Here is a 23,527-nt window from a genome sequence, read left to right as displayed (position 1 = left end):
AAGGGAAGGGCGTCCGAGCTCCCCCAAGTCGGACGCCCTTCGAGCGTGACTGATCGCTGCAGATCAGGCGCTGTAATACATGTCGAATTCGACCGGGCTCGGGGTCTGTTCGAAGTTGTAAACTTCGGCCCATTTGAGTTCGATATAGGCTTCGATCTGATCCTTCGAGAAGACGTCGCCCTTCAAGAGGAAGTCGTGATCGGCCGCGAGGCTGTCGAGCGCTTCGCGCAGGCTGCCACAGACGGTCGGGACTTCGGCGAGTTCTTCGGGCGGCAGATCATAGAGATTCTTGTCCATCGCGTCGCCGGGGTGGATCTTGTTCTGGATGCCGTCGAGCCCCGCCATCAGCAGCGCCGAATAGCAGAGATAGGGGTTCGCCATCGCGTCGGGGAAACGGAATTCGACGCGCTTCGCCTTGGCGCCCGCGCCATAGGGGATGCGGCACGAAGCCGAACGGTTGCGGCTCGAATAGGCGAGCAGCACCGGCGCCTCGAAGCCCGGGACGAGGCGCTTGTAGCTGTTCGTCGTCGGGTTGGTGAAGGCATTGAGTGCCTTCGCATGCTTGATGACGCCGCCGATGAAATAGAGGCACATGTCCGAAAGGCCGGCATAGCCGTTGCCCGCAAAGAGCGGCTTGCCCTTTTCCCAGATCGAGATGTGGGTGTGCATGCCCGATCCGTTATCGTCCTTGATCGGCTTGGGCATGAAGGTCGCAGTCTTGCCATAGGCATGGGCGACCTGATGCACGACATATTTGTAGATCTGCATGCGGTCGGCGGTCTGCGTCAGCGTGCCGAAGGTCAGGCCCAGCTCGTGCTGCGCGGCGGCGACTTCATGGTGATGCTTGTCGCAGGGCAGGCCCATTTCGAGCATGGTCGAGACCATTTCGGCGCGGATGTCGACGGCGCTGTCGACCGGCGCGACAGGGAAATAGCCGCCCTTGGCGCGCGGACGATGTCCAAGGTTGCCGCCTTCATAGGCGCGGCCGGTGTTGGTCGGCAGTTCGATATCGTCGATTTCGAAACCCGACTTGTTATAGCCGGTTTCGAAGCGGACGTCGTCGAACATGAAGAATTCGGCTTCGGGGCCGACATAGACGGTGTCGCCGATGCCGGTCGAGGCGACATAGGCTTCGGCGCGCTTCGCGGTGGTGCGCGGGTCGCGGGCATAGCCTTCGCCGGTCGAAGGTTCGACGATGTCGCAGAACATCACCAGCATCGGGGTTGCCGAGAAGGGATCGTCATAGACCGCTTCGAGATCGGGCTTCAGGATCATGTCGCTTTCGTTGATCGCCTTCCAGCCTTCGATCGACGAACCGTCGAACATCAGGCCGTCTTCGAGGGCGTCTTCGTCGATCACGCCGGCGCACATGGTCAGATGCTGCCATTTGCCCTTGGGATCGGTGAAACGCAGATCGACCCACTCGATGTCATTATCCTTGATCCGGGCGATGATATCCTTCGGCTTGGTGGCCATGGTCACTTCTTCCTTTTTGCGAATAGTACCGGCTGGACCGGCGTCTGTTGAACGGGATGGAGCGATGGAAGCTTAGAGCGCGTCCTCATTGCGCTCGCCGGTGCGGATGCGCAGCGCGGTTTCCACGGGGATCACGAAAATCTTGCCGTCGCCGATGCGGCCCGTCTGCGCCGCCGCGGCAATCGCCTCGACCACGCGTTCGGCCATATTGTCATCGACGATAACCTCCAGCTTCACCTTCGGCAGGAAGTCGACGACATATTCAGCGCCGCGATACAGTTCGGTGTGACCCTTCTGGCGACCGAAGCCCTTCGCCTCGGTGACGGTGATGCCGCTGACACCCACTTCGTGCAGCGCCTCCTTCACCTCGTCGAGCTTGAACGGTTTGATGATCGCCTCAATCTTCTTCACGCTTCATGTCCCCCTTTGGGCCTTCCACCTTTGCCTGTGGACGAAGCCGGGTCAGGTACGCCTGAACCGGTTTCCCCCGTGAGTCGGTGCGGTGTGCGGCCATCTTGCACCAATCAAGACCCGTGCCAATTGGCGAATCGCAAGCTTTCGGTAAGAAATTTGGCACGAAATTACGCCGCTGCCTGTCCTTTGGGCAGCGGCGTGATTTAGGTGATTAAATTTTGTGCAATCAGCGCCCGACGGGCGCCGACGCGTCGGGCAGGTTAGCCTTGGTCCAGTTCGACCGGTCGATGACATAGGCGCGAATCGCCTCGACATCGGCGGGGGAGAGCACCTTGGCAAAGCTCACCATGCCGCGGTCCTTCAGCGCGCCGTCGAGGATCACGCCCTTCCATGCATCGGCACTGGTCAGCGCACCCGAAACGCGCAGGTCGGGGGTGAAGCCGTTGCCGATCGCGCTGTCGCCGTGACAGACTTGGCAATAGCGCCCGAAATGCGCCTTGCCCGATGCGATCTGCTGCGGCGTGCCGAACTGCGCGGGCGGATTCCACGCCAGCGTCGTGGTCGCGGGCGGGGCGGGGAGCTGCACCGTACCGCCGAGCTTGAGCACCACGAGGCGCGGAATATTGGGCACCTTGCGCGTCACTCCGCCCGCGACCCCGGCGACAAGTGGAAAGGCGCCGCCCTTGCTGGTCTGGAAAGCGACATATTGCACTCCGCCCACGCGGAAGGTCGATGGCGCGCTGACGATCCCCGACTGCATGTCGAGGTCGAGCAGCTGCTTGCCGGTGTCGGCGGCATAGGCGCGGAAGCGCCCGGTGCTCGTTCCCTGGAAAACCAGATTGCCGGCGGTCGTCATCGTGCCGCCGTTCCATGCGGCGGGATAGTCGACGCCCCAAGCGACCTTGCCGGTGCGCGGGTCGAAGGCAACGAGACGGCCGGTGGTCGCGGCGACGGCCGCGCGGAAGGCAGCCTTGTCGTCGGGGAGCATCGCTGCGGTCAGCGAGGCGCCGATGTTGAAGCCGAGTACCTTGCGCCGGTCCAGCTCATCCATATCCTGGATATAGCCCTGCGGAATCTGCTGCGCCGGAATATAGACGAGGCCGGTAGCAGGGTTGTAGCTCATCGGATGCCAGTTGTGCGCGCCAAGCGCGCCCGGGATCGCGATGAAGGGCTTGCCGGTCTTGTAGAAGCGCGCGTCGGGATTTTCGATCGGCCGGCCAGTGGCCATGTCATAGCCGGTCGCCCAGTTGATCCCGTCGACGAAAGGCTTGGCGTCGATCAGCTTGCCGGTGGTCCGGTCGATCGTGAAGAAAAAGCCGTTCTTCGGTGCATGATACAGCACTTTGGTCGGCGTGCCGTTCACCGCCTGCTCGGCAAGGATGATCGGCTGCGTCGCGGTATAGTCCCAGCTCTCGCCGGGCGTTTCCTGATAATGCCATTTATATTTGCCGGTCGACGCATCGAGCGCCACCACGGACGAGAGGAACCAGTTGTCGCCTTCGCCGTTCGAACGCGTGCCATGGTTCCACGGATTGCCGTTGCCGACGCCGAGATAGATCTGGTCGAGATCCTTGTCATAGACGATCGCGTCCCACACCGTGCCGCCGCCGCCCGACGTCTTCCATTCCCCTTGGTCTGACCAGGTTGCATTGCCTTTCGACGCGAAGATGTCGTCGCTTGCGGCGCCGTCCTTCTTCTTTTCGGGGTTCGGCGCGGTGTAGAAGCGCCAGCGTTCCTTGCCGGTATCGGCATCATAGGCGGTGACATAGCCGCGCACCCCGAATTCGGCGCCGCCGCTGCCGATGAGCACCATGTCCTTCACGACGCGCGGCGCGCCGGTGATCGTGTAGGGCTTTTGGGGATCGAAGGTCTGCGTCGACCACAATTCCTTGCCGGTCTTGCGATCGAGCGCGATCAGCCGCCCGTCGAGTGCGCCGACGAAGAGCTTGTCGCCCCATACCGCGACGCCGCGGTTGACGACGTCGCAGCAGGCGTTGACCGCGCGGTCGCCCGACACCTTGGGATCGAAGGACCAGAGCTTCTTGCCGGTCCCGGCGTCCCACGCGTCGACCTTCGACCAGGCGTGGCTGACATAAAGGGTGCCATCGACGACGACCGGGGTGGCTTCCTGTCCGCGCGCGTCCTCAAGATCGGCGAACCAGGCAATGCCAAGCTCGCCCACATTCTTGTCGTTTATGTCGGTGAGCGGGCTGAAGCGCTGCTCGTCATAGCCATAGCCGATGCCGGCCCAGTTGTCGCCGTTGCCGCCGGTCTTGAGCAGTGCTTCGCTCGCCCTCTCGGCATCGTCGAGCGACCTGCCCGTGCCGCCCGACTTCGACGCGTTGCAACCCGCCAGAACCAAGGCCGCACCACAAAGCAGCGCGGTCGCCATGACCCGTTTCGCCATATTCGCTCTCCCTCGACGTCCTATGCTTGACGTTCACGTCAAGACTGCGCCGGGCGAAGCGGATTCGCAAGCGGGAATTTAGGGTGTTCTACCTAAAGTCTGGCAGGTTTCAGGCCCAGGGCGGGGTGTTGAGTCCCTTGGGGCTTGCGGTAAAGATTTCGCAGCCGTCCTCGGTGATGCCGATGCTGTGTTCGAACTGCGCCGAAAGCGACCGGTCGCGCGTCACCGCGGTCCAGCCGTCGGCAAGCATCTTCACGGCATATTTGCCGGTGTTTATCATCGGTTCGATGGTGAAGAACATGCCGGGCCTCAGCTCGGGGCCGGTGCCGGGGCGCCCGGCGTGGACCACTTCGGGCGCATCGTGGAACATCTGGCCGAGCCCGTGACCGCAAAAATCGCGCACCACCGAATAACGGTGGCGTTCGGCGTGGCTCTGGATCGCGTGCGCGACGTCGCCCATCGTATTGCCGGGCTTCGCCTGTTCGATGCCCAGCATCAGGCATTCATAGGTCACGTCCACCAGCCGCCGCGCCTTGATCGGAACTTCGCCGACCAGATACATGCGGCTGGTGTCGCCATGCCAGCCGTCGATGATGCTGGTGACGTCGACATTGACGATATCGCCTTCGCGCAGCGGCTTGTCGTCGGGAATCCCGTGGCACACGACATGGTTGATGCTGGTACAGCAGCTATGCGTGAAGCCGCGATAGCCCAGCGTCGCGGGAATGCCGCCGCCCGCAAGCATCATCTCGCGCACCAGATCGTCGATCGCCCCGGTGGTCACGCCGGGCTGGATGAAAGGAACGAGCGCGTCGAGAATCTCGGCCGACAGCCGGCCGGCCTTGCGCATTCCGGCAAAGCCGGATTCGTCGTGAAGCTTGATCGTGCCGTCGCGGACGGGGGCGGGGGTGGCCGCTTCGTCGGCGGTTACGGAGATGTAGTTGTACATGCCGGTGATATAGGCGCCGCAGCCCCAAAAAGCGAGGGGGTCAAACAAAACCCCTCCCGCAAGCGGGAGGGGTTGAAGCGGTTTCTACTCTGCCGCCTTCTCAGCTTTGGCCTTGCCCTTGCCCTTGCTCGCCTTGGGCGCCGCCGGGGTGATTTCGAAGCTCAGCGGATTGCCGACCTTGGCATCCTCGCCGGTTTTCAGCTTCACCTTGACCTCGCCGCCGTGGACGAGCTTGCCGAAGAGCAGTTCTTCGGCGAGCGGCTGCTTGATCTTTTCCTGGATCAGGCGGCCCATCGGGCGTGCGCCATAGAGCTTGTCATAGCCCTTGGCGGTCAACCATTCGCGCGCCTTGTCGTCGAGCTGGATGTGGACGTTGCGGTCGGCAAGCTGCAGTTCGAGTTGCAGGATGAACTTGTCGACAACGCGCGCCACGACTTCCGGCGGCAGATAGCCGAAGGGGACGATCGCATCGAGGCGGTTGCGGAATTCGGGGGTGAACATGCGCTTCACCGCCTCTTCCTGCGCATCCTCGCGCGTCTGGGTGCCGAAACCGATCGACTCGCGCGTCATGTCGCTCGCGCCCGCATTGGTCGTCATGATCAGGATCACGTTGCGGAAGTCGACCGTCTTGCCGTGGTGGTCGGTCAGCCGGCCATTGTCCATCACCTGGAGCAGGATGTTGAACAGGTCGGGATGCGCCTTCTCGATCTCGTCGAGCAGCAGCACGCAGTGCGGGTTCTGGTCGATCGCGTCGGTCAGCAGGCCGCCCTGGTCATAGCCGACATAGCCCGGCGGCGCGCCGATCAGGCGGCTCACCGAGTGGCGTTCCATATATTCGGACATGTCGAACCGCTGGAGCGGAATGCCGAGCAGATGCGCGAGCTGTTTCGCGACCTCGGTCTTGCCGACGCCGGTGGGGCCGCTGAACAGATAATTGCCGATCGGCTTTTCGGGATCGCGCAGCCCGGCGCGGCTGAGCTTGATCGCCGACGACAGCACCTCGATCGCGGTATTCTGACCGAAGACGACGCGCTTGAGGTCGGTCTCGAGCGTTTCGAGAACCTTCTTGTCGTCGCTCGACACCGATTTCGGCGGGATACGCGCCATCGTCGCGATCACCGCCTCGATCTCCTTCGCGGTGATCGTCTTGCGGCGCTTCGACGGCGGCACCAGCATCTGCATCGCGCCGACTTCGTCGATCACGTCGATCGCCTTGTCGGGCAGCTTGCGGTCGTTGATGTAACGCGATGACAGCTCGACCGCCGCGTTGATCGCGTCGGCGGTGTATTTCACATTATGATGGCTCTCGAACGCGTCGCGCAGGCCGGCGAGGATCTTCTTCGTGTCCTCGATGCTCGGTTCGATCACGTCGATCTTCTGGAACCGGCGCAGCAGCGCGCGGTCCTTCTCGAAATGATTGCGGAACTCCTTGTAGGTGGTCGAACCGATGCAGCGGATCACACCGCCCGACAATGCGGGCTTCAGGAGGTTCGACGCATCCATCGCGCCGCCGCTCGTCGCGCCGGCGCCGATCACCGTGTGGATCTCGTCGATGAACAGGATCGCGTGCGGCATGCCTTCGAGTTCGGAGACGACCTGTTTCAGCCGCTCCTCGAAATCGCCGCGATAGCGCGTGCCGGCGAGCAGCGCGCCCATATCAAGCGAATAGATCACCGCTTCCTTCAGCACCTCGGGCACGTCGCCCTCGATGATCTTGCGCGCGAGGCCCTCGGCGATCGCGGTCTTGCCGACGCCGGGGTCGCCCACATAGAGCGGGTTGTTCTTGCTGCGGCGGCAAAGGATCTGGATCGTGCGGTCGACCTCGGCGCTGCGGCCGATCAGCGGGTCGACCTTGCCGCCCTTCGCCTTTTCGTTGAGGTTGACCGTGAACTGGTCGAGCGCGGTTTCCTTCTTGTTCTTGCCTTCGCTCTTGTCCTTCGCTTCTTCCTTTTCCTCGGGCTCGGCGGTGGGCGACGGCTTGCCGCCCTTGCCGACCCCGTGGCTGAGGTAGGAAACGGCGTCGAGCCGCGTCAGATCCTGCTGCTGCAAGAAGTAGACCGCATAGCTCTCGCGCTCCGAAAACAGCGCGACGAGGACATTCGCGCCCGTCACCTCATCCTTGCCCGACGACTGGACGTGCAGGATCGCGCGCTGGACGACGCGCTGGAAACCGCTGGTTGGGGAGGGGTCGCTGTGCCCCTCGACCTTCAGGCTGTCGAGTTCGGTGTCGAGATAATGGACCACCGCCGACTGCAACTCGCCCAGCGCGACGCCGCACGCGCGCATCACTTCGGCAGCATGTTCGTCGTCGATCAGCGCGTAGAGCAGATGCTCCAGCGTCGCATATTCGTGGTGGCGCTCCGACGCGGCCTTCAGCGCGTTGTGCAGGGTCTTTTCGAGGGACTCCGAAAAGGACGGCATGGTCTTCATCTCCTTGCGGGGACGTGCCGGGGAGAGGCCGCCCCTAGGAACACAACGTGGCGATGCTCCCGTCTCTCCGCAAGGGAAAAGCGGAAGCTCGTGTGAAATTACGATGACAGGCTTGTCTTATGGTTAACGCAGCGTTGCGATTTGGCGGGCGCGACGCCGCTCAATCACAGGGCCTGCGCTAGGTCGCGTCGTCGGAGTCGGGTTTGTCATCGTCGTCCTGCGCCGTTCCCATCTGGAAACGGACCCGCTCGACGCAGCCCGTCCATCCTTGCGGCGAAGCCGCGGCCCGCGCGGACAGGAGCATTCGCTGCGCCTGGGTGCCGAAGTCGGCAGCAGGCTGCGCCGCGGCAACCTTGACATTGCCGATTTCACCCCAAGGGGCGATGTCATACGTCAGCACCGCCCAGCCTTCGACTGCGCGCCGGCGATAAGCGGCGGGGTAGATCAGGGCCGGCTTGCGGTCCCACGCGCGATCGTCGCCGCAGGTCGCGCCCTGCGGCCTGAATGCGTCGGCATCGGGAATCGGCGGCGGTGATACCGTCTCTGGCGCCCGCCGATAAGGGTAGAGGCATTGCGTGCGAACGCCTCCGGTGAAGCGCGATCGTGCCACGGCGTCGCGCGCCGCCGCATCGAGCTCCCGATTGCCCGACGTCGCAAATGTCTTCAGGTTGACGGGGCGCCCTTTCGCATCGGTGTCGTAAAGGACAAAGGACCAGTCTTTTCGTCCCCGCGTCGCCGGGATTTTCGAAAAGTCCGGAAAGGCGCGAAGGAGCGGCCGGGGGCGCGGCGGTGCGGCGCAAGTGCCGATGTCGCGGATGCGCGCCCATCCCTCTTTGGGCAACGGTCCCGAAATCGGCGTCATCGTATAAGCGAGCAGATCCGGGGGTGCAGCGGCGCCGACCGCCTGCGCGCTGATGCGATAGCGTATCGTGCATCGGGTGCGGGCTTGCCCGACCGGGAAACGGCTTGCCGCCAGCGATGCCGGTAGATCCTGACCAAGAGCGCCAGGCGACCCGTCGCTCTCGATCGAAATCGGCCGTCCGTCGGCGTCGATGTCGAAACGATAAATTATCTGGGCGGCGGTGCGCATCGGCCGGTTCGACATCGCGCGCAGGACGGCCTTTACGCCCGCAGTGTCGAGGGCGCCGTCGCTGCAGCGCGCATCGGCGATATCCCAGGAAAGCAGCGCCGGCCAACCGTCGGCAGACTCAAGCAGCGGAAGGGGCGACTTGTCGACAGGAGCCGGAATGACAATGGGCGGAGGGGGTGGCGGCGTGCTGGCCAGGGCGGCAATCGAAAGCGCGACAATAAGGGGCATGGGCTCGTTCCGTTCCTGATTTCGGGGGAAAATTTCGGCTACAGGCTAGGCAGAGCCCATGCGGCGGGCAAGAGTCGACCCCGCCAAATCGGCCGCTTTTGCCTGCAGATTCATGGCGCTGCAGCGACGGCCGCCCCGTCATCCTTTGCGGAACAGTGCCTCCGCATTTGCCTTGAAGCTGCCCGCTGCCGCCTTGTGCGCCTTTGTGCGTGCTATCTCGGCTTCCAGCACCGCAAGCCGATCGTCGAGTTCGGCGACCGACAAGGGGTCGAGCGACTGTTTGGCGAGCGCCGTCAGCACATCGTCGCGGCGGCGGGGAAGGTCGTCGTCGTCCATGGCCATCCTCCCTGTCGAATTGCGGCCTTGTGGGGCGCGAACTGTTGACCCCCGCGCCGCGGCTGTCAATAAGGCGGGACGAGTGGGAAATCGAACAAAGTGGGGGATTTAGCGTGACCAGCCTGCCCGAGAGCATGACCGCCGTCGCGATCCGCGAACCCGGCGGCCCCGAAGTGCTCGTTGCCGAGCAGCGACCCGTGCCGCGGCCGGGGCCGGGCGAGTTGCTGATCCGCGTCGCCGCGGCGGGGGTGAACCGTCCCGACGTGCTCCAGCGCATGGGCTTCTATCCGCCGCCGCCCGGCGCGTCGGACCTTCCCGGCCTCGAAATCGCCGGGACAGTGGTCGCGACCGGACCGGGCGGCGATCCCGAAATGCTGGGGCAGGCGGTGTGCGCGCTGGTCGGGGGCGGGGGCTATGCCGAATATTGCGTCGCGCCCGTGGGCAGCGTGCTGCCCGTTCCCGCAGGATTCACCATGGCCGAAGCGGCGGCACTGCCCGAAACGGTGTTCACGGTATGGCATAATCTGTTCGAGCGCGGCTGGATCAAGGAAGGGGAGACAGCGCTCGTCCACGGGGGGACCAGCGGTATCGGAACGACGGCGATCGGCCTGTGCAAGCTATTCGATATCCGCATCATCGTCACCTGCGGCAGCGCCGACAAATGCGACGCGGCGCGGGCGCTCGGCGCCGACCTCGCGATCGATTATTCGGCCGAGGATTATGTGGAGGCGGTAAAGGGCTTTACCGGCGGGGCGGGGGTCGATGTCGTGCTGGATATGGTCGGCGGCGATTATGTGCCGCGCAATCTTGCGTGTCTGGCCGACGACGGGCGGCACGTCACCATCGCCTTCCAGCGGGGCGCGAAAGCCGAAATCGACATGTCGCAGCTCATGCGCCGCCGCCTGACGATGACCGGATCGACGCTGCGGGCGCGCAGCGCCGACTTCAAGGCCGCGCTGGCCGACGAGATTCACAAGACGTTGTGGCCGCGCCTTTCCAGCGGGGCCTGGAAGCCCGCGATGGATCAATCCTTTCCGCTTGCCGATGCCGCCGCTGCGCACGCGCGGATGCAGGCGGGCGCGCACGTCGGAAAGATCGTCCTCAAGATCGGATAATCGCTTGCTGCGCGCTGGTCCCCGGCGGCTGGCCAAGAAAAAGGGCGGTCGTCCGGTTGGACGCCGCCCTTGACCTTGTGTCGATGGAAAGTTCGGCTCAGGCCGCGTCTTCCAGTTCCTCGTCGGTCAGCACCGGGCCCGAATCCTGGCCCTTGGCATCGACGTCGCGGTCGACGAATTCGATGATCGCGATCGGCGCGGCGTCCGAAGCGCGGATGCCGGCCTTGATGATGCGGGTGTAGCCGCCGTTGCGGTCCTTGTAGCGTTCGGCGAGGACGTCGAACAGCTTCTGAAGCTGCGCTTCGTCCATCAGACGGCTCATCGCCAGACGGCGATTGGCAAGGCCGCCACGCTTCGCGAGCGTGATCAGCTTTTCGACATAGGGACGCAGTTCCTTCGCCTTGGCGACGGTCGTCGTGATCTGCTCATGCTTGATGAGCGAAGCCGACATGTTGCGGAACATCGCGATGCGATGCGCGCCGGTGCGCTGAAGCTTCCGGCCACCCGATTTATGACGCATAATCCATTCCTTCGTTTGTCAGAGGGGCCGTTTTACGGAACCCCAAGCCAGGCCCGCTTGCGGGGGAGCCCTTTTCCCTTTGTGTTCCCCGGCGAAGGCCGGGGTCCAGATTCAGCGTTGCACCTGTGCCCCGGCTTTCGCCGGGGAACAGTTCGGGACTTAACCCAGTAGCTCCTGTTCGAGCTTCTTGGCCATTTCCTCGATGTTTTCCGGCGGCCAGCCGGGGATGTCCATGCCGAGGCGCAGACCCATCGACGAGAGCACTTCCTTGATCTCGTTGAGCGACTTGCGGCCGAAGTTCGGCGTGCGGAGCATCTCGGCCTCGGTCTTCTGGACCAGGTCGCCGATGTAGATGATGTTGTCGTTCTTGAGGCAGTTGGCCGAACGAACCGACAGTTCGAGCTCGTCGACCTTCTTGAGAAGGAAGCGGTTGAGCTGGTTGACGTCCGATTCCTCGGTCGAAGCCGACGGAGCCGCCATGCCGATGAGGCCGCTGTCGTTCATCGCTTCTTCGAAGTGGACGAAGACCTGAAGCTGGTCCTGGAGGATGCGCGCAGCATAGGCGACGGCATCTTCCGGGGTCACGGTGCCGTCGGTATCGACGGTCAGCGACAGCTTGTCATAGTCCAGTTCCTGACCGATGCGAGCATTGTCGACCTTGTAGGCGACCTGACGCACCGGCGAGTAGAGCGAATCGACCGGGATCAGGCCGATCGGCGCGTCGGCCGGACGGTTGGCCGTCGCGGGAACATAGCCCTTACCGGTGTCGGCAACGAGTTCCATGTTCAGCGTCGCCCCGTCGTCGAGGTGGCAGATCACGTGATCGGGGTTCATCACCTTGATGTCACCCGACACCATGATGTCGCCGGCCTTGACGGTCGCGGGACCGGTCGCCGAAAGCTGCAGCCGCTTCGGGCCTTCGCCTTCCATCTTGAGCGCGATCTGCTTCACGTTGAGAACTATGTCGGTCACGTCCTCGCGCACGCCGGCCAGGCTCGAGAATTCGTGCAGGACGTTCTCGATCTTGATCGACGTGATGGCCGCACCCTGGAGCGACGACAGGAGCACGCGGCGCAGCGCGTTGCCAAGCGTCAGGCCAAAGCCGCGTTCGAGCGGTTCGGCGACGAAGGTGGCCTTGCGCTTGCTGTCGCTGCCAGCCTTGATTTCCAGGTTGCTGGGCTTCTTCAATTCCTGCCAGTTCCGGATATTGACAGTCATGGACTTCCCTTTGCTTTGGGCGGGACGGGCGGGGCGGGTCGAGCCTGTCCTGCGTTAGATATGGTGACGGCAGAGCGGCCCGAAGACCGCCAGTCCGGAAACGTCAGACGCGGCGGCGCTTGGCCGGACGTACGCCGTTGTGCGGGATCGGCGTCACGTCGCGGATCGACGTGATGTGGAAACCGACCGCCTGCAACGCGCGCAGGGCCGATTCACGACCGGCGCCGGGGCCTTTCACTTCGACTTCCAGCGTGCGGACGCCATGTTCGGCGGCCTTCTTGCCGGCGTCCTCGGCGCAAACCTGCGCTGCATAGGGCGTCGACTTGCGGCTGCCCTTGAAGCCCATCATGCCGGCACTCGACCAGGCAATCGCATTGCCCTGCGCGTCGGTGATGGTGATCATCGTGTTGTTGAAGGTCGCGTTGACGTGGGCGACGCCCGACGAGATATTCTTGCGTTCGCGCCGACGAAGGCGCTGCGGTTCACGAGCCATTTTGAATTCCTAAACCCTAAATCCTGAAAACGACCGGTGGTGCCAGTGCGATGGCGACCTCCGGCGGAGAAATAAGGAAATCCGTCCCCCGGACGAATCTCTGCTCTTACTTCTTCTTACCGGCGATCGGCTTGGCCTTGCCCTTGCGGGTGCGCGCATTGGTGTGCGTGCGCTGGCCGCGGACCGGAAGGCCCTTGCGATGACGCAGGCCGCGATAGCAGGCGAGGTCCATGAGGCGCTTGATGTTCATCGCCGTGTTGCGGCGAAGATCACCCTCGACCGTGAGGTCGGCGTCGATCGTTTCGCGGATCTGCAGGACTTCGGCGTCCGACAGGTCCTGGATGCGGCGGGTGTGGTCGATGCCGAGCTTGTCGGCGATGTCGACGGCGGTCTTGCGGCCGATGCCGTGGATGTAGGTGAGCGCGATGATTACGCGCTTGTTGGTGGGCAGGTTTACGCCCGCGATACGTGCCATCTGTTCTTTCTCCTGCTCCACAGGGTTCGCTGGCAAACGAGCCCTATCTCAAAGCGTCTGTTTTCCAACGCAAAAAACGGACCACGAAGACGCGCTGAGCGTTTCGCCGTCCGGTCAGGGTGTTGGAATGGATGCGCAATTAAGGTGAGTCGGGCGAATTGTCAAGCGAAGCGGCGGCTTTTGCAGCCTGCCGGGGCGCGCCTCAATCATCGGCGGTCAGCGCCACCGCCCGGTCGTGCAGCCGGTTGACGACCGCGCCATGAATGCCCGGCGCGCTCGCGATGACACCGAAGGCCTGCGCGCGCGGCGTGTTGAAGACGAGCGGCTCACCAAAGGCGTCGGTGACGGTCGCGCCGGCCTCGGTCGCGATCAGCGCCGCGGCGGCGACGTCCCATTCGAAACCCCAGCGCAGCGTCGCGACCAGATCGGCGCGATCGTCGGCGACCAGCGCCATGCGCAGCGCGATGCTGTTGGGCTTTGTCACCATGATGAGGTCGCGGTCGATCTTGGGCAGGCTGTCGGCGGGAACGCGCGATCCGTTGAAGATCATCCGGCGGCTGGCGCGCAGCGTTTCGCCGTTGAGCGTCGCACCCTGACCCTTGCGGGCGACCCACAGTTCGTCGAGCGCGGGCGCGTAGAGCACGCCGATTTCGGGGGCGCCGTCGACGACCAGCGCGACCGACACCGCCCAGCCCGGACGGCCGCGGATGAAGTCGCGGGTGCCGTCGATGGGGTCGACGCACCACATGAAACGGCGCGACAGCCGGTCGCTGTTGTCCGCGGTTTCCTCCGAAAGCCATCCGGCCTCCGGCACCATCGCGCCGAGAACCGCCTTCAACCGGGCATCGACCGCCAGATCGACGTCGCTGACCGGATTATTTTCCGACTTGTGCCAGACATTGACTGCCTTGCCCTCGCCGCGCCAGCGCGCCATCGCCATGTCGCCGACCTCGCGCGTCGCGGCGATCACGGCTTCCAGGTTGCGCGCGGGCATCGGGCGGCCGGCCTAGCTGCTGGCGACGGTCATGCCGTCGATGCGCAGCGTCGGCACGTTGGTGCCGTGGCGGAAGACCAGATCGTCGGCGGGGACCAGCGCGGCGAACATGTCGATCAGATTGCCCGCGATCGTGAATTCGGCGATCGGGCCGGCGATCCGCCCGCCCTCGATCAGGAAACCCGATGCGCCGCGGCTATAATCGCCGGTCACGGGGTTGACGCCTTGGCCGATCAGTTCGGTGATATAGACGCCGCGGTCGATGTCGGCGATCAGCGCGTCGGGCGCAATCGACCCGGCCGCGAGATGCAGATTGCTGGCAGAGACCCCCGACGCTCCGCCGCCGCGGCTCGCATGGCCGGTCGGTTCGAGCCCGAGCTGCTTCGCCGACGCGGTGTCGAGCAGCCACCCCGTAATGCGGCCATCGGCGACGATATCGCGCGCGGCGGTCGGCAGGCCCTCTCCGTCGAAGGCCCGGCTGCGCAGCCCGCGCGGACGATGCGGTTCGTCGCGCACGACGATTGCGCTGTCGAACAGCGCCCGCTCTTCCTTGCCGAGCAGGAAGCTGGTGCCGCGGGCGATCGCGGGGCCGGCGATCGCGCCGAGCAGATGGCCGACGATACTGCTGCCGATGCGCGGATCGAGGACGACCGGCACCTTGCCGACGGGCGCCTTGCCGGGGTTCAGCCGCGCGACGGCGCGGGTTCCGGCGCGCGCGCCGATTTCGGCGGCGCTTTCGAGGTCGGACAGATGATGCGCGCTGTGCCAGCCATAATCGCGCTGCATCGCCGCGCCTTCGCCGGCGATGACGCTCGCCGACAGGCTGTGCCCGCTCGACCCATAGCCGCCGGCGAAGCCATGGCTCGTCGCGAGCGCGAAGCGCGTGCGGCTGTGGCTCGCGCTGCCGCCTTCGCTGTTGGTGACGCCGGCGACGGCGCGCGCAGCCTCCTCGACCGCCAGCGCGGCCTCGCGCAGCGCCTGGGGATCGGCTTCGCTGCCGTCGTCGAGATCGAAATCGGGGACCGGGCCGGTGAACAGGCGGTCGGCGGGGGCGAGGCCCGCATAGGGATCTTCGGGCGCCTCGCGTGCCATGGCAACGCAGCGCTCGACGAGCTTCGCCAGTTCGGCGGCATCCATGTCGGCGGTCGAGACGCTGGCGCTGCGCTGCCCGACGAAAACGCGCAGGCTGATATCCTGCCCCTCGGACCGCTCGACATCCTCGAGCGCGCCCAGCCGCATCGAGACCGAGGTCGCGGCATTGCAATAGTAAAGCGCGTCGGCGGCGTCGGCGCCCGCCTTGGTCGCGGCGGCGCAAAGCATTTGCGCGCGGTCGAGGGCTTCGGAAACACTCAGCATGGCCGCGCCCTATACGGCGCGCGGCGGGGCGTCAAAATCAAAGTCGGATGACGTGCGCTTCAGCGCGCGATGGCGGCGATGGCATCGGTGGCCGCCATCGCACCGCTGACCCACAGGAAGGGCAGGGTGATCGCGGCAACCCACAGGCGGCGCACATCGCGGCGGAAGCGGGCGTGCAGCCCCCAACTTGCCAGCGCCTGGCGGCTCAGATGATACCAGCGCCGCTCGGTCGAGCGCGCGACGGGAAGCGCGAGCGCAAGGACGACGATCAGCGACACGACCGCCAGCATCGACGGGGCGCCGGCGGAAACCGCGCTCATGACCAGCCAGACCTGGAGGGCCGCAAAAACGATCAGCGCGGCGGCGGCGTGCCAGGTCATGCGACGACCTAGACTGCGTGCCGGTGGAACGCTGGCGGTAGCGCGGCGCCAAAGGCGCGGTTCGAAGGTCGATGCCATGTTGTTTTTCAGCCTCCCCGGCTGGCGATTCCCATAAATGCGAAGTTTTCAGCCGAAAATTCCCAAGTCAAGACAGGTTGCCAGCGATTCGTTAATTTTCGGGTTCGATTCACCGCAGAATCGCAACAAAATCGGGTCCGACGGCTGATATTGCGGCAGATTCGGTTGTTTCACCGGGAGCCGGGCGCGAAGGCGCGCGCCATCAGCCCCGGTCGCGAGGCCGAACTCTGCCCGAGTCGAAAATAGCGGTAGAGAGGGGCGCGCGCCGCGCGCCGTGCCGCAAATCAGCGCGGCGGGGGGACCGGCAGCGGTTCGGCGTCGGGATTGTCGGTTGCCGGTGCGTCGGTTGCGGGCGCGGTCTCTTCGGCCTGCTTCTGCCGGTCGGCCAGCGCCTTTTCCTCGGCGACGACGGCTGCTTCGACCGTGTCGGCGGCCGCATCGATCCCGGCGAGGCGCTTGGCGCGCTCGTCAGCAATCATCGCCTGCCAGTCGGTCTTGTCGGCGGCCTGCCGTTCGGCCTTGGCGCCGGCGAGCAATTGCTGGGTGCAGCCCGTGAAGCCGCCGAGTCCGACCGGCGAACAGCTGTCGGTGCCGAAGCGGCCGACGCGCTGGAGCGATACGACCCGGTTCACCCAGGCTTCGTTGCGCGGGTCGAGCGGGTCGCCGCCACGGAAAATCTGCGGGACGCGGTAACGGTCGCCTTCGGGCAACACGGCGCAGACCAGAATTTCATCGCCATTCGCCTCGGGGCATTTGTCGTTGCCATAGACGATGACCTGATTGATCTTCTCATTCGCGGGGCCCACCGGCCCCGTATCTTGCGCGGCGGCGGGCTGGGCGATCGCTGCCCCGGCGAGGATCAGCATGGCAAGCGGCAGGCGGGTCATCGTCATTTCCTTTTCGTTTCGGGCGGCTTGCCACCCGCTGCCTGCATCCGCGCTGAACGGTCAGGCTTTCCCTGTGGAACCCTATCAGATACGCTTCGACAGCGCGATGGCTGCGCGGCAGCCCGCGCGGATCGCGAGGCTGAGCAACGGATAGGCGGGTGCGCTTTCGGCCCCCGCGGCAATCGCCGCTTCCTTATGCTCCAGCTCTTCGGCGCGGAAATCGGCAACCGCTGCGCTCAGTTCGGGGTCGCTGTCGCCCAGCGTATCAAGCTGTTCGCGATAGTGGCGATCGATCTCGGTCTCGACGGCGGCGGTGCAGGCCATGGCGGCGCGCGGCCCCATCGCGGCGGTGACGGCGCCGAGCGCGAAGCCTGCGACGTTCCAGAAAGGCTGAAGCGCGGTGGGGCGCACGCCGCGGCGCGCGACCATCGCGTCGAAAAATTTGCGGTGTCGCTCTTCCTGTTCGGCCATATGCGCGATCTCGCGCGCCATCGGATGGCGGTCGCCCATCACCGCGAGCTGACCCGCATAAATGCGCGTCGCGCCATATTCGCCCGCCTGATCGACGCGGATCATCGAGGCCGTTTTGCGGTCAGCTGTCATCATGCCGCCGATGTGGGACGGCGGCGCAGCAAGGTCAAGACGAGCGCCGCGCCGGCGAGCGAGAAGATCGCGTTGAAACCGGCGAGCGAAACACCGAGCAGCGTCCATTGCGGGACGTCGCAGCGGGTGATGGGCGCCGCCATGATGTCGCTGAGCGATACCGGTCCGCTGACGCCGGTGCTGCACGTCGTCAGCCCTTCCCAGAAGCCATATTCGACCCCGGCGTGAAAGACGCCGATGACGCCGCTGATCGCGATGGCGATTGCGGCGAGCAGAGTCAGCCCGCGCATCGCCGCCGTATTGCGGGAGAGCAGCAGTGCCAGCGCCGCCAGCACGATCGCCGCCTGATGCGGCCAGCGCTGCCAGTAGCACATCTCGCACGGGTGGAGTCCGAAGCCGAATTGCGACACCAGCGCACCGCCATAGAGCGCCAGCGGGATGGCAAGCGCGGCAAGCGGCGCGGCGTAACGCGAAGTTCGCATCGTCGGTCAGCCCCTCTTAGTTGCGCGTCGTCGGCTTGGCGGCGGGCTTGGTCGCCTGCGCCATACGCGAAGTCGACGGGCCGATGCGACCGATCGTCTGCAGCGCATAATAGAGCTGATAATCCTCGATGCCCTTGGCCTTCAGCTCCTCGGCGGTGGCGGTGAAGCGCGGATCGTCCTTCTCGTCCTTTTCGAGCAGGCTGTTGTCGACCTTTTTCTCGTTGATCAGATGGCGGCGCAGGTCGCTTTCGCGAAAGCGCGGACGGTCCTTATAGTCGGGGTCGGACAGCTGCGGCACGCGGATATCGGGCTCGATCCCGCCTTCCTGCACGCTGCGACCCGACGGGGTGTAATAGCGCGCCGTCGTCAGCCGCAGCGCCGTGGTATCGGTCAGCGGCAGCACGGTCTGCACCGATCCCTTGCCGAAACTGCGTTCGCCCATGATCAGCGCCCGGTGCTGGTCCTGCAGCGCGCCGGCGACGATTTCGGACGCCGAAGCCGATCCGGCGTCGATCAGCACGATCAGCGGCGCGCCTTGCGCAAGGTCGCCGGGTTCGGCGAAGAAGCGTTCGATATCATTCTTGCGGCGCCCGCGCTGCGAGACGATTTCGCCGCGGTCGAGGAAGACGTCGCTGACGCTCACTGCCTCATCGAGCAGGCCGCCGGGGTTCGAGCGCAGGTCGACGATCCAGCCGCGCGGCTTGTGGCCGAGCGACTTTTCGACCGCGACCATCGCGGCGCGCAGGTCGCGGCCCGCGTCGGCGGAGAAGCTGGCGATGGTCAGCACGCCGACATCGTCCTTGACCTCCCACTTCACTGGCTTCACGTCGATGATCTCGCGCTTCAGGGTCAGCTCCATCGGCTTGTCCTGGCCCTCGCGCACGACCGTAATCTCGACCTCGGTGCCGGGGCGGCCCCGCATCTGTTCGACCGCTTCGTCGAGCGTCATGCCGAAGATGAGCTGCTTGTTGATATGGGTGATATAGTCGCCGGCCTTGATGCCCGCGCGGTCGGCCGGTGTGTCGGCGGTCGGCGCGATCACCTTGACCACGCCGTCCTCCATCGTCACCGACAGGCCCAAGCCGCCATATTCGCCATCGGTCTGCGTCCGCAGCGTCGAATAGTCGCGCGCGTCGAGATAGCCCGAATGGGGATCGAGGCTGGCGAGCATGCCGTTGATCGCGCCTTCGATCAGCTTGTCGTCGCTGACCGGTTCGACATAATTGGCCTTCACTTCCAGGAACACGTCCATGAAGCGCTGGATTTCCTCGGTGGTCTTCGAATCGACCGTCGCCATCGCGCCGGTTGCGAGCGGCACGAGCGCGAGCGTGCTGAGCGCGGCAGCCCCCTGCCAGAAGGCGAAGCGGCGCTTCGGGGAGGCGGGAGTCTTGGTCGATTCGGTCATGGATGTCTTTCAGTCACGCGGAACAGGCCGCACTATAATCCCCGGCAAGCCATCGTCCAATGCCTTTGCATCGGCGTCAAGCGCGCGATTGCCCTAGCAAAGGTCGCCCGAACGGCGCGTTAACGGCGGCGGCGTCAGCCAAGCATCGCGACCAGATCGACGGGGCGCCCGGCGCGGCGCAGTTCGACCGTGATGCGGCTGTCGTCCGACCCCGCGCGGCCCACCGGCGCCCCGGCGTCCAGCGTGTCGCCGACCGAAACCGACAGCGCGATCATTCCCGTGATCAGCGATGTCCAGCCGCCGCCATGGTCTATGATGACGATCTTGCCATAGCCGCGATAATCGCCGGCAAAGCTCACGCGGCCCGCGGCGGGGGCGACCACCTGACCGCCGGGCTGCGTCGCGACGGTGATGCCGCGCGAGCGGACGCCGCTGTCATTCACTTCGCCGAGCCCCGCAACGATGCGCCCGACGACCGGCAGGCGATAGGCGCCCGCGCCGAGGTCCGCGCCGCGGCTTGCGGCCGGCGCGACGGGCGCGGCCTGCGGGGCCGCGCTGGCGGGGTCGGCGGGGCGCGGAAGCGGCCCGGACAGATCGGCGAGTTCGCCGCGCACCGCTGCGTCGGCCTCCAGCGCGTCCATCAGATCGACGATGTCGCGCGCCTTTTCGCCGAGACCAAGCGCGCGGTCGGCCTCGAGCTGCGCGCTGCTCATCAGGTCGCGCGAGCGCAGCCGGCCTTCATTCTCGAGCCGCGTCAGCGCGTCGCGCCGCTCGGCAAGCTGTGCCTTGCTTGCCGAAAGCGCCTGCAGCGCGACGCGTTGCTGCTGCTGCGTAGTGCGCAGCCGCGCGAGTTCCTGCCGGACTCCCGCGGTGCGCTCTTGAATCACCGGCATCACCGCGTCGAGTACGGCGCGCGCGTGGACCATGTCGCGCAGCGAGCCCGGCTGCGCGAGCACGCTCACCGGCGGGCGGCGGCTCAATTGCTGGAGCGATGCGGTGAGCGCGAGCAGGGGCTGCTGTTGTTCGGCGAGCCGCGTCTGTTGATCGGCAAGGCGGCGGCTGACCAGTGCGACGCGCGCCTCCGCCGCGTCGATGTCGGCCTCGGCCGACTGGATCCGCGCGGCGAGGGCGGCGCTGCGTTTCTTCAGCCTGTCGGCCTCGTCGCGCGCGGCACCTGCCTGCGCTTCAAGCACCGCGCTGCGCCGCATTGCCGCGGCCGACTGGGCCTTGGCGGTGAGCAGCTGCTGGCGCTCGCGCGCCGCAATCGCGGCGGGATCGAAAACGTCGCTCTGCGCCAACGCCAGCGCGCCGCCGGCGATCGCCGCAAAGGCGGCGACGACAAGCAAGGCGGCCCTCATTGGCGGCCTTCGCGGTGATAGGGGTGGCCCGCAACGATGCTGGTGGCGCGCCACAATTGCTCGGCGAGCATCGCGCGCGCCATCAGATGCGGCCAGGTCGCGCGGCCGAAGGCGATGACCTTGTCGGCCCCTTCGCGCTCGTCGGGGGTGAAGCCGTCGGCGGCACCAAGACAGAATCGTGCCTCGCGTACGCCGCCGTCGCGCCATTTTTCCAGCAGTTTGGCGAATTCGAGCGACGACATCTGTTCGCCGCCTTCGTCGAGCAGCACGGTGCGACTGCCGACGGGTGCGGCGGGCACGCGGCCGCCGGTGTCGGGAAGCTCCGAAATCTTCTGCGCCCAGGTCACGCGCTTCATATAGCGCTCGACCAGTTCGGCCTCGGGCCCGCGCCCGATGCGCCCGCGCGCGATGATGTGCAGCAACATGACGCCTCGCCTACGTTAGCGAGGCAAAGGCGTCAATTTACCGCGGCAACCGGCGGTGCATCGCCGAACGACCACATGCGTTCGAGATTATAGAAGCTGCGAACTTCCGGACGGAACAAGTGGACGATCACGTCGCCGGCGTCGATCAGCACCCAATCAGCATTGGGCAGCCCCTCGACGCGGACCGGCCGGCCCGTTTCCTGCTTGATCCGCTGCGCCAGCTTGTCGGCGATTGCCGACACATGGCGCGTCGACCGACCGCTCGCGATCACCATATGGTCGGCGATGCTGCTCTTGCCGACAAGCGGGATGGAAATGGTTTCCTGGGCCTGATCCTCGTCCAGCTGGTGAAGGATCAGCGCGTGGAGGCTTTCCACGCTGTCGTCCGAAGACTTGGGTGCGGACGCGGCGCCGGGCGCGGCATCCTTACTGGCGGCTATCAAGCGGTTTCATTCCTTTCATCCATGGCCAGCCGCGAATGCGTGACAGGGTCGCGCAGCGCGCGGCCTGCATAGCTTTCGAACCAGCGGGGGTTGGCCTGCCGTATTGCAGTTGCGGATCGCACATCGGGCGAAAAACGCAGGAACACGAGGGCAGGCGGTCTCCAGTCTGTCCAAAGACGTTTCTGGTCCGCGGGCCGGACAAAGCGCCGCAGCCAACCCATCGCCTCTGCAGCATGGGTGCGGCCATTATAGCCCGGACGCGCGATAACCGCAATCGGCATCAATCGCGCAATCTCCCGCCAGTCGCGCCAGCGAGGCAATTGAACCAGATTGTCGGCGCCCATGATCCAGATGAAGCGCCGATTCGGATAGCGATGGATGAGCGCGCGCAGCGTGTCGACCGTATAGCGCGTACCCAGCTCGGCCTCGATCGCGGTGGCGCGGATCGGCGAGCGCCGCGCCATGCGCTGTGCCGAGGCCAACCGGGCGGCAAGCGGCGCCATGCCCGCCTGCGCCTTGAGCGGATTGCCGGGCGAAACGAGCCACCACAGCTCGTCGAGCCTCAGCGCATCGATCGCGTCAAGACTGATCGCGCGGTGCCCGCTATGCGCGGGATTAAAGCTGCCGCCGAGGAGGCCGGTGGTAAGCGGACGGGTCAGGGTCGAACCTGCCCGCTCCCGCGCACCAGCCATTTATAGGTGGTGAGCCCTTCGAGTGCGACGGGGCCGCGTGCGTGGAGGCGTCCCGTCGCGATTCCGATCTCGGCGCCAAGGCCGAACTCGCCGCCGTCGGCGAATTGCGTCGAGGCGTTGTGCATGACGATCGCACTGTCGACTTCGGACAGGAACCGCTCGGCGGTCGCGACATCCTCGGTGACGATCGCGTCGGTGTGGTGGCTGGAGTGGGCGTCGATATGCGACAGCGCGCCCTCGATCCCGTCGACCGCGGCGATCGAGACGATCGCGTCGAGATATTCGCAGTCCCAATCAGTCGCGCTCGCGCGCGTGACATGGGAGCTGAGCGCCGCGATGGCGGCATCGCCGCGCACTTCGCAGCTCGCGGCGATCAGCGCGTCGACGATGGCAAGCGGCGCGGGATAGGCCCGGTCGATCAGGATCGTTTCGGTCGCGCCGCAGACGCCGGTGCGGCGCATCTTGGCGTTGACCGCAAGATCCACCGCCTTGGCGGGATCGGCGGCGCCGTCGATATAGAGATGATTGATCCCGTCGAGATGGGCGAGCACGGGTACGCGCGCCTCGTCTTGCACGCGGGCGACCAGCCCCTTGCCGCCGCGCGGGATGATGATGTCGATCAGGCCCTGCGCGCGGAGCAGCGCTCCCACCGCGGCGCGGTCCTGCGTCGGCACCAGTTGCACGGCATCGGTGGGGAGGCCGGTCTGGGCGAGACCCGCGGCGAGTGCGGCGTGGATCGCTCGGTTCGAGTGAACCGCCTCGCTGCCGCCGCGCAGGATTACCGCATTGCCCGACATCAGCCCCAGCGCCGCAGCATCGGCGGTGACGTTCGGGCGGCTTTCATAGATGATGCCGACGACGCCCAGCGGAACGCGCACGCGGGCCAGCGTCATGCCGTTGGGGCGCTCGGTCCGGTCGATTTCGGCGCCGACCGGGTCGGGCAGGCCGGCAATACCCTCGACCGCGTCGGCAATCGCGGCGAGCCGATTCTCGTCGAGGCGCAGCCGGTCGATCATCGCCGACGACAGGCCGCCTTCGCGCCCCGCCTCCATATCGCGCGCATTGGCATCCAGGATCGTCGCGGCGCGCGCGCGCAGCTCGGCCGCAGCCGTGCGCAGCGCCTTGGCCTTTTCGGCTGTCGTCGCCACCGCGAGCGCCTTCGCTGCCAAGCGTGCGCGTGCGCCCATGTCGGCGATCAGCGTATCCGCGTCGTTATGGTGCAGCGCGGCGCCGAGGGCTGTGGAGGTTTCAGCGTTCATGCGACGGGCCAATA

24 protein-coding genes are annotated in these 23,527 nt (G+C 65.7%); 1 reads left to right on the top strand and 23 read right to left on the bottom strand.

Annotated elements, in window-relative coordinates; genetic code table 11:
* Window positions 1–63: 63 nt before the first annotated feature.
* The 7 genes from glnA to AOA14_RS02570 form a co-directional block, all read right to left on the bottom strand.
* Window positions 64–1,476 carry a type I glutamate--ammonia ligase gene (gene glnA / locus AOA14_RS02600; protein WP_058813096.1) on the bottom strand — a complete coding sequence of 471 codons (1,413 nt, stop codon included), beginning with the start codon at window positions 1,474–1,476 and terminating at the stop codon, window positions 64–66.
* A 72-nt stretch (window positions 1,477–1,548) separates the two neighbouring features.
* Window positions 1,549–1,887, bottom strand: coding sequence for a P-II family nitrogen regulator (locus AOA14_RS02595; RefSeq protein WP_003040441.1), 339 nt, complete (start codon window positions 1,885–1,887; stop codon window positions 1,549–1,551).
* A 229-nt stretch (window positions 1,888–2,116) separates the two neighbouring features.
* Complete coding sequence (locus AOA14_RS02590) at window positions 2,117–4,297, bottom strand: PQQ-dependent dehydrogenase, methanol/ethanol family (protein WP_062900649.1); 2,181 nt, start codon at window positions 4,295–4,297, stop codon at window positions 2,117–2,119.
* A gap of 109 nt (window positions 4,298–4,406) precedes the next feature.
* Window positions 4,407–5,246 (bottom strand): type I methionyl aminopeptidase, encoded by an 840-nt coding sequence (gene map / locus AOA14_RS02585; RefSeq protein ID WP_062900648.1) that lies wholly within the window; start codon window positions 5,244–5,246, stop codon window positions 4,407–4,409.
* Window positions 5,247–5,330: 84 nt separating this feature from the next.
* The gene (gene clpA / locus AOA14_RS02580) at window positions 5,331–7,667 is read right to left on the bottom strand and encodes an ATP-dependent Clp protease ATP-binding subunit ClpA (RefSeq protein WP_058813119.1); all 2,337 of its coding nucleotides are present in this window, start codon (window positions 7,665–7,667) and stop codon (window positions 5,331–5,333) included.
* A gap of 187 nt (window positions 7,668–7,854) precedes the next feature.
* Complete coding sequence (locus AOA14_RS02575; protein WP_062900647.1) at window positions 7,855–8,994, bottom strand: energy transducer TonB; 1,140 nt, start codon at window positions 8,992–8,994, stop codon at window positions 7,855–7,857.
* Window positions 8,995–9,132: 138 nt separating this feature from the next.
* Entirely contained in the window at window positions 9,133–9,330 is a 198-nt protein-coding gene (locus AOA14_RS02570) for a DUF1192 domain-containing protein (protein WP_062900646.1), read from the bottom strand.
* A 113-nt stretch (window positions 9,331–9,443) separates the two neighbouring features.
* On the opposite strand from AOA14_RS02570, the gene AOA14_RS02565 reads away from it, so the two are divergent.
* Entirely contained in the window at window positions 9,444–10,445 is a 1,002-nt protein-coding gene (locus AOA14_RS02565) for an NAD(P)H-quinone oxidoreductase (protein ID WP_234178552.1), read from the top strand.
* Window positions 10,446–10,542: 97 nt separating this feature from the next.
* Here the strand turns inward: AOA14_RS02565 and rplQ are convergent, their stop codons facing one another.
* The 16 genes from rplQ to AOA14_RS02485 all read right to left on the bottom strand — a co-directional run bounded on the left by rplQ (window position 10,543) and on the right by AOA14_RS02485 (window position 23,513).
* Window positions 10,543–10,965, bottom strand: coding sequence for a 50S ribosomal protein L17 (rplQ, locus tag AOA14_RS02560; RefSeq protein ID WP_003040421.1), 423 nt, complete (start codon window positions 10,963–10,965; stop codon window positions 10,543–10,545).
* A 159-nt stretch (window positions 10,966–11,124) separates the two neighbouring features.
* Window positions 11,125–12,183, bottom strand: a complete 1,059-nt coding sequence (locus AOA14_RS02555) for a DNA-directed RNA polymerase subunit alpha (protein ID WP_003040418.1) — start codon at window positions 12,181–12,183, stop codon at window positions 11,125–11,127.
* 103 nt (window positions 12,184–12,286) lie between these two features.
* Complete coding sequence (gene rpsK / locus AOA14_RS02550) at window positions 12,287–12,676, bottom strand: 30S ribosomal protein S11 (RefSeq protein WP_003040416.1); 390 nt, start codon at window positions 12,674–12,676, stop codon at window positions 12,287–12,289.
* A 106-nt stretch (window positions 12,677–12,782) separates the two neighbouring features.
* Window positions 12,783–13,151, bottom strand: a complete 369-nt coding sequence (gene rpsM / locus AOA14_RS02545) for a 30S ribosomal protein S13 (protein ID WP_003040400.1) — start codon at window positions 13,149–13,151, stop codon at window positions 12,783–12,785.
* A 202-nt stretch (window positions 13,152–13,353) separates the two neighbouring features.
* Window positions 13,354–14,145 (bottom strand): inositol monophosphatase family protein, encoded by a 792-nt coding sequence (locus tag AOA14_RS02540; RefSeq protein WP_062763912.1) that lies wholly within the window; start codon window positions 14,143–14,145, stop codon window positions 13,354–13,356.
* Between the two features lie 12 nt (window positions 14,146–14,157).
* A complete protein-coding gene (locus AOA14_RS02535; RefSeq protein WP_062900644.1) occupies window positions 14,158–15,501 on the bottom strand; it encodes a TldD/PmbA family protein in 1,344 nt (447 codons plus the stop codon).
* 59 nt (window positions 15,502–15,560) lie between these two features.
* Window positions 15,561–15,881: a hypothetical protein gene (locus tag AOA14_RS02530; protein ID WP_234178554.1), complete on the bottom strand. Its 321-nt coding sequence runs from the start codon at window positions 15,879–15,881 to the stop codon at window positions 15,561–15,563.
* 362 nt (window positions 15,882–16,243) lie between these two features.
* Window positions 16,244–16,846, bottom strand: coding sequence for a hypothetical protein (locus AOA14_RS02525; RefSeq protein WP_058813104.1), 603 nt, complete (start codon window positions 16,844–16,846; stop codon window positions 16,244–16,246).
* 84 nt (window positions 16,847–16,930) lie between these two features.
* Window positions 16,931–17,452, bottom strand: coding sequence for a demethoxyubiquinone hydroxylase family protein (locus AOA14_RS02520; RefSeq protein WP_058813105.1), 522 nt, complete (start codon window positions 17,450–17,452; stop codon window positions 16,931–16,933).
* Window positions 17,449–17,931 (bottom strand): disulfide bond formation protein B, encoded by a 483-nt coding sequence (locus tag AOA14_RS02515; RefSeq protein ID WP_062900642.1) that lies wholly within the window; start codon window positions 17,929–17,931, stop codon window positions 17,449–17,451. The genes AOA14_RS02520 and AOA14_RS02515 overlap by 4 nt, the downstream gene beginning before the upstream one ends.
* 16 nt (window positions 17,932–17,947) lie before the next feature.
* Window positions 17,948–19,336, bottom strand: coding sequence for a S41 family peptidase (locus tag AOA14_RS02510; RefSeq protein ID WP_058813107.1), 1,389 nt, complete (start codon window positions 19,334–19,336; stop codon window positions 17,948–17,950).
* Between the two features lie 134 nt (window positions 19,337–19,470).
* Window positions 19,471–20,694 carry a murein hydrolase activator EnvC family protein gene (locus AOA14_RS02505; RefSeq protein ID WP_062900641.1) on the bottom strand — a complete coding sequence of 408 codons (1,224 nt, stop codon included), beginning with the start codon at window positions 20,692–20,694 and terminating at the stop codon, window positions 19,471–19,473.
* Complete coding sequence (locus AOA14_RS02500; protein ID WP_003040374.1) at window positions 20,691–21,119, bottom strand: 23S rRNA (pseudouridine(1915)-N(3))-methyltransferase RlmH; 429 nt, start codon at window positions 21,117–21,119, stop codon at window positions 20,691–20,693. Before AOA14_RS02500 ends, AOA14_RS02505 begins: the two co-directional genes overlap by 4 nt.
* 32 nt (window positions 21,120–21,151) lie before the next feature.
* On the bottom strand, window positions 21,152–21,562 hold the full coding sequence (gene rsfS / locus AOA14_RS02495; protein ID WP_082819794.1) for a ribosome silencing factor: 411 nt from the start codon (window positions 21,560–21,562) through the stop codon (window positions 21,152–21,154).
* On the bottom strand, window positions 21,559–22,254 hold the full coding sequence (locus AOA14_RS02490) for a nicotinate-nucleotide adenylyltransferase (RefSeq protein ID WP_062900640.1): 696 nt from the start codon (window positions 22,252–22,254) through the stop codon (window positions 21,559–21,561). Before AOA14_RS02490 ends, rsfS begins: the two co-directional genes overlap by 4 nt.
* The gene (locus tag AOA14_RS02485; protein WP_062900639.1) at window positions 22,218–23,513 is read right to left on the bottom strand and encodes a glutamate-5-semialdehyde dehydrogenase; all 1,296 of its coding nucleotides are present in this window, start codon (window positions 23,511–23,513) and stop codon (window positions 22,218–22,220) included. Before AOA14_RS02485 ends, AOA14_RS02490 begins: the two co-directional genes overlap by 37 nt.
* Window positions 23,514–23,527 lie beyond the last annotated feature (14 nt).

This window comes from Sphingopyxis terrae subsp. terrae NBRC 15098, from assembly GCF_001610975.1.
Taxonomy (GTDB): Bacteria; Pseudomonadota; Alphaproteobacteria; order Sphingomonadales; family Sphingomonadaceae; genus Sphingopyxis; species Sphingopyxis terrae_A.
Note: the sequence above shows the minus strand (reverse complement) of the source record. Positions and strands in the feature narration are given on the sequence as shown.

Excerpts from the sequence above, each read along its gene's own strand:
- glnA (WP_058813096.1), bottom strand. The coding sequence starts at position 1,476 with ATGGCCACCAAGCCGAAGGATATCATCGCCCGGATCAAGGATAATGAC.
- AOA14_RS02590 (WP_062900649.1), bottom strand. The coding sequence starts at position 4,297 with ATGGCGAAACGGGTCATGGCGACCGCGCTGCTTTGTGGTGCGGCCTTG.
- map (WP_062900648.1), bottom strand. The coding sequence starts at position 5,246 with ATGTACAACTACATCTCCGTAACCGCCGACGAAGCGGCCACCCCCGCC.
- clpA (WP_058813119.1), bottom strand. The coding sequence starts at position 7,667 with ATGCCGTCCTTTTCGGAGTCCCTCGAAAAGACCCTGCACAACGCGCTG.
- AOA14_RS02575 (WP_062900647.1), bottom strand. The coding sequence starts at position 8,994 with ATGCCCCTTATTGTCGCGCTTTCGATTGCCGCCCTGGCCAGCACGCCG.
- AOA14_RS02570 (WP_062900646.1), bottom strand. The coding sequence starts at position 9,330 with ATGGACGACGACGACCTTCCCCGCCGCCGCGACGATGTGCTGACGGCG.
- rplQ (WP_003040421.1), bottom strand. The coding sequence starts at position 10,965 with ATGCGTCATAAATCGGGTGGCCGGAAGCTTCAGCGCACCGGCGCGCAT.
- AOA14_RS02555 (WP_003040418.1), bottom strand. The coding sequence starts at position 12,183 with ATGACTGTCAATATCCGGAACTGGCAGGAATTGAAGAAGCCCAGCAAC.
- rpsK (WP_003040416.1), bottom strand. The coding sequence starts at position 12,676 with ATGGCTCGTGAACCGCAGCGCCTTCGTCGGCGCGAACGCAAGAATATC.
- rpsM (WP_003040400.1), bottom strand. The coding sequence starts at position 13,151 with ATGGCACGTATCGCGGGCGTAAACCTGCCCACCAACAAGCGCGTAATC.
- AOA14_RS02540 (WP_062763912.1), bottom strand. The coding sequence starts at position 14,145 with ATGCCCGCGCGCAACCTGGAAGCCGTGATCGCCGCGACGCGCGAGGTC.
- AOA14_RS02535 (WP_062900644.1), bottom strand. The coding sequence starts at position 15,501 with ATGCTGAGTGTTTCCGAAGCCCTCGACCGCGCGCAAATGCTTTGCGCC.
- AOA14_RS02530 (WP_234178554.1), bottom strand. The coding sequence starts at position 15,881 with ATGACCTGGCACGCCGCCGCCGCGCTGATCGTTTTTGCGGCCCTCCAG.
- AOA14_RS02525 (WP_058813104.1), bottom strand. The coding sequence starts at position 16,846 with ATGACCCGCCTGCCGCTTGCCATGCTGATCCTCGCCGGGGCAGCGATC.
- AOA14_RS02520 (WP_058813105.1), bottom strand. The coding sequence starts at position 17,452 with ATGATGACAGCTGACCGCAAAACGGCCTCGATGATCCGCGTCGATCAG.
- AOA14_RS02515 (WP_062900642.1), bottom strand. The coding sequence starts at position 17,931 with ATGCGAACTTCGCGTTACGCCGCGCCGCTTGCCGCGCTTGCCATCCCG.
- AOA14_RS02510 (WP_058813107.1), bottom strand. The coding sequence starts at position 19,336 with ATGACCGAATCGACCAAGACTCCCGCCTCCCCGAAGCGCCGCTTCGCC.
- AOA14_RS02505 (WP_062900641.1), bottom strand. The coding sequence starts at position 20,694 with ATGAGGGCCGCCTTGCTTGTCGTCGCCGCCTTTGCGGCGATCGCCGGC.
- AOA14_RS02500 (WP_003040374.1), bottom strand. The coding sequence starts at position 21,119 with ATGTTGCTGCACATCATCGCGCGCGGGCGCATCGGGCGCGGGCCCGAG.
- AOA14_RS02490 (WP_062900640.1), bottom strand. The coding sequence starts at position 22,254 with ATGGCTGGTGCGCGGGAGCGGGCAGGTTCGACCCTGACCCGTCCGCTT.
- AOA14_RS02485 (WP_062900639.1), bottom strand. The coding sequence starts at position 23,513 with ATGAACGCTGAAACCTCCACAGCCCTCGGCGCCGCGCTGCACCATAAC.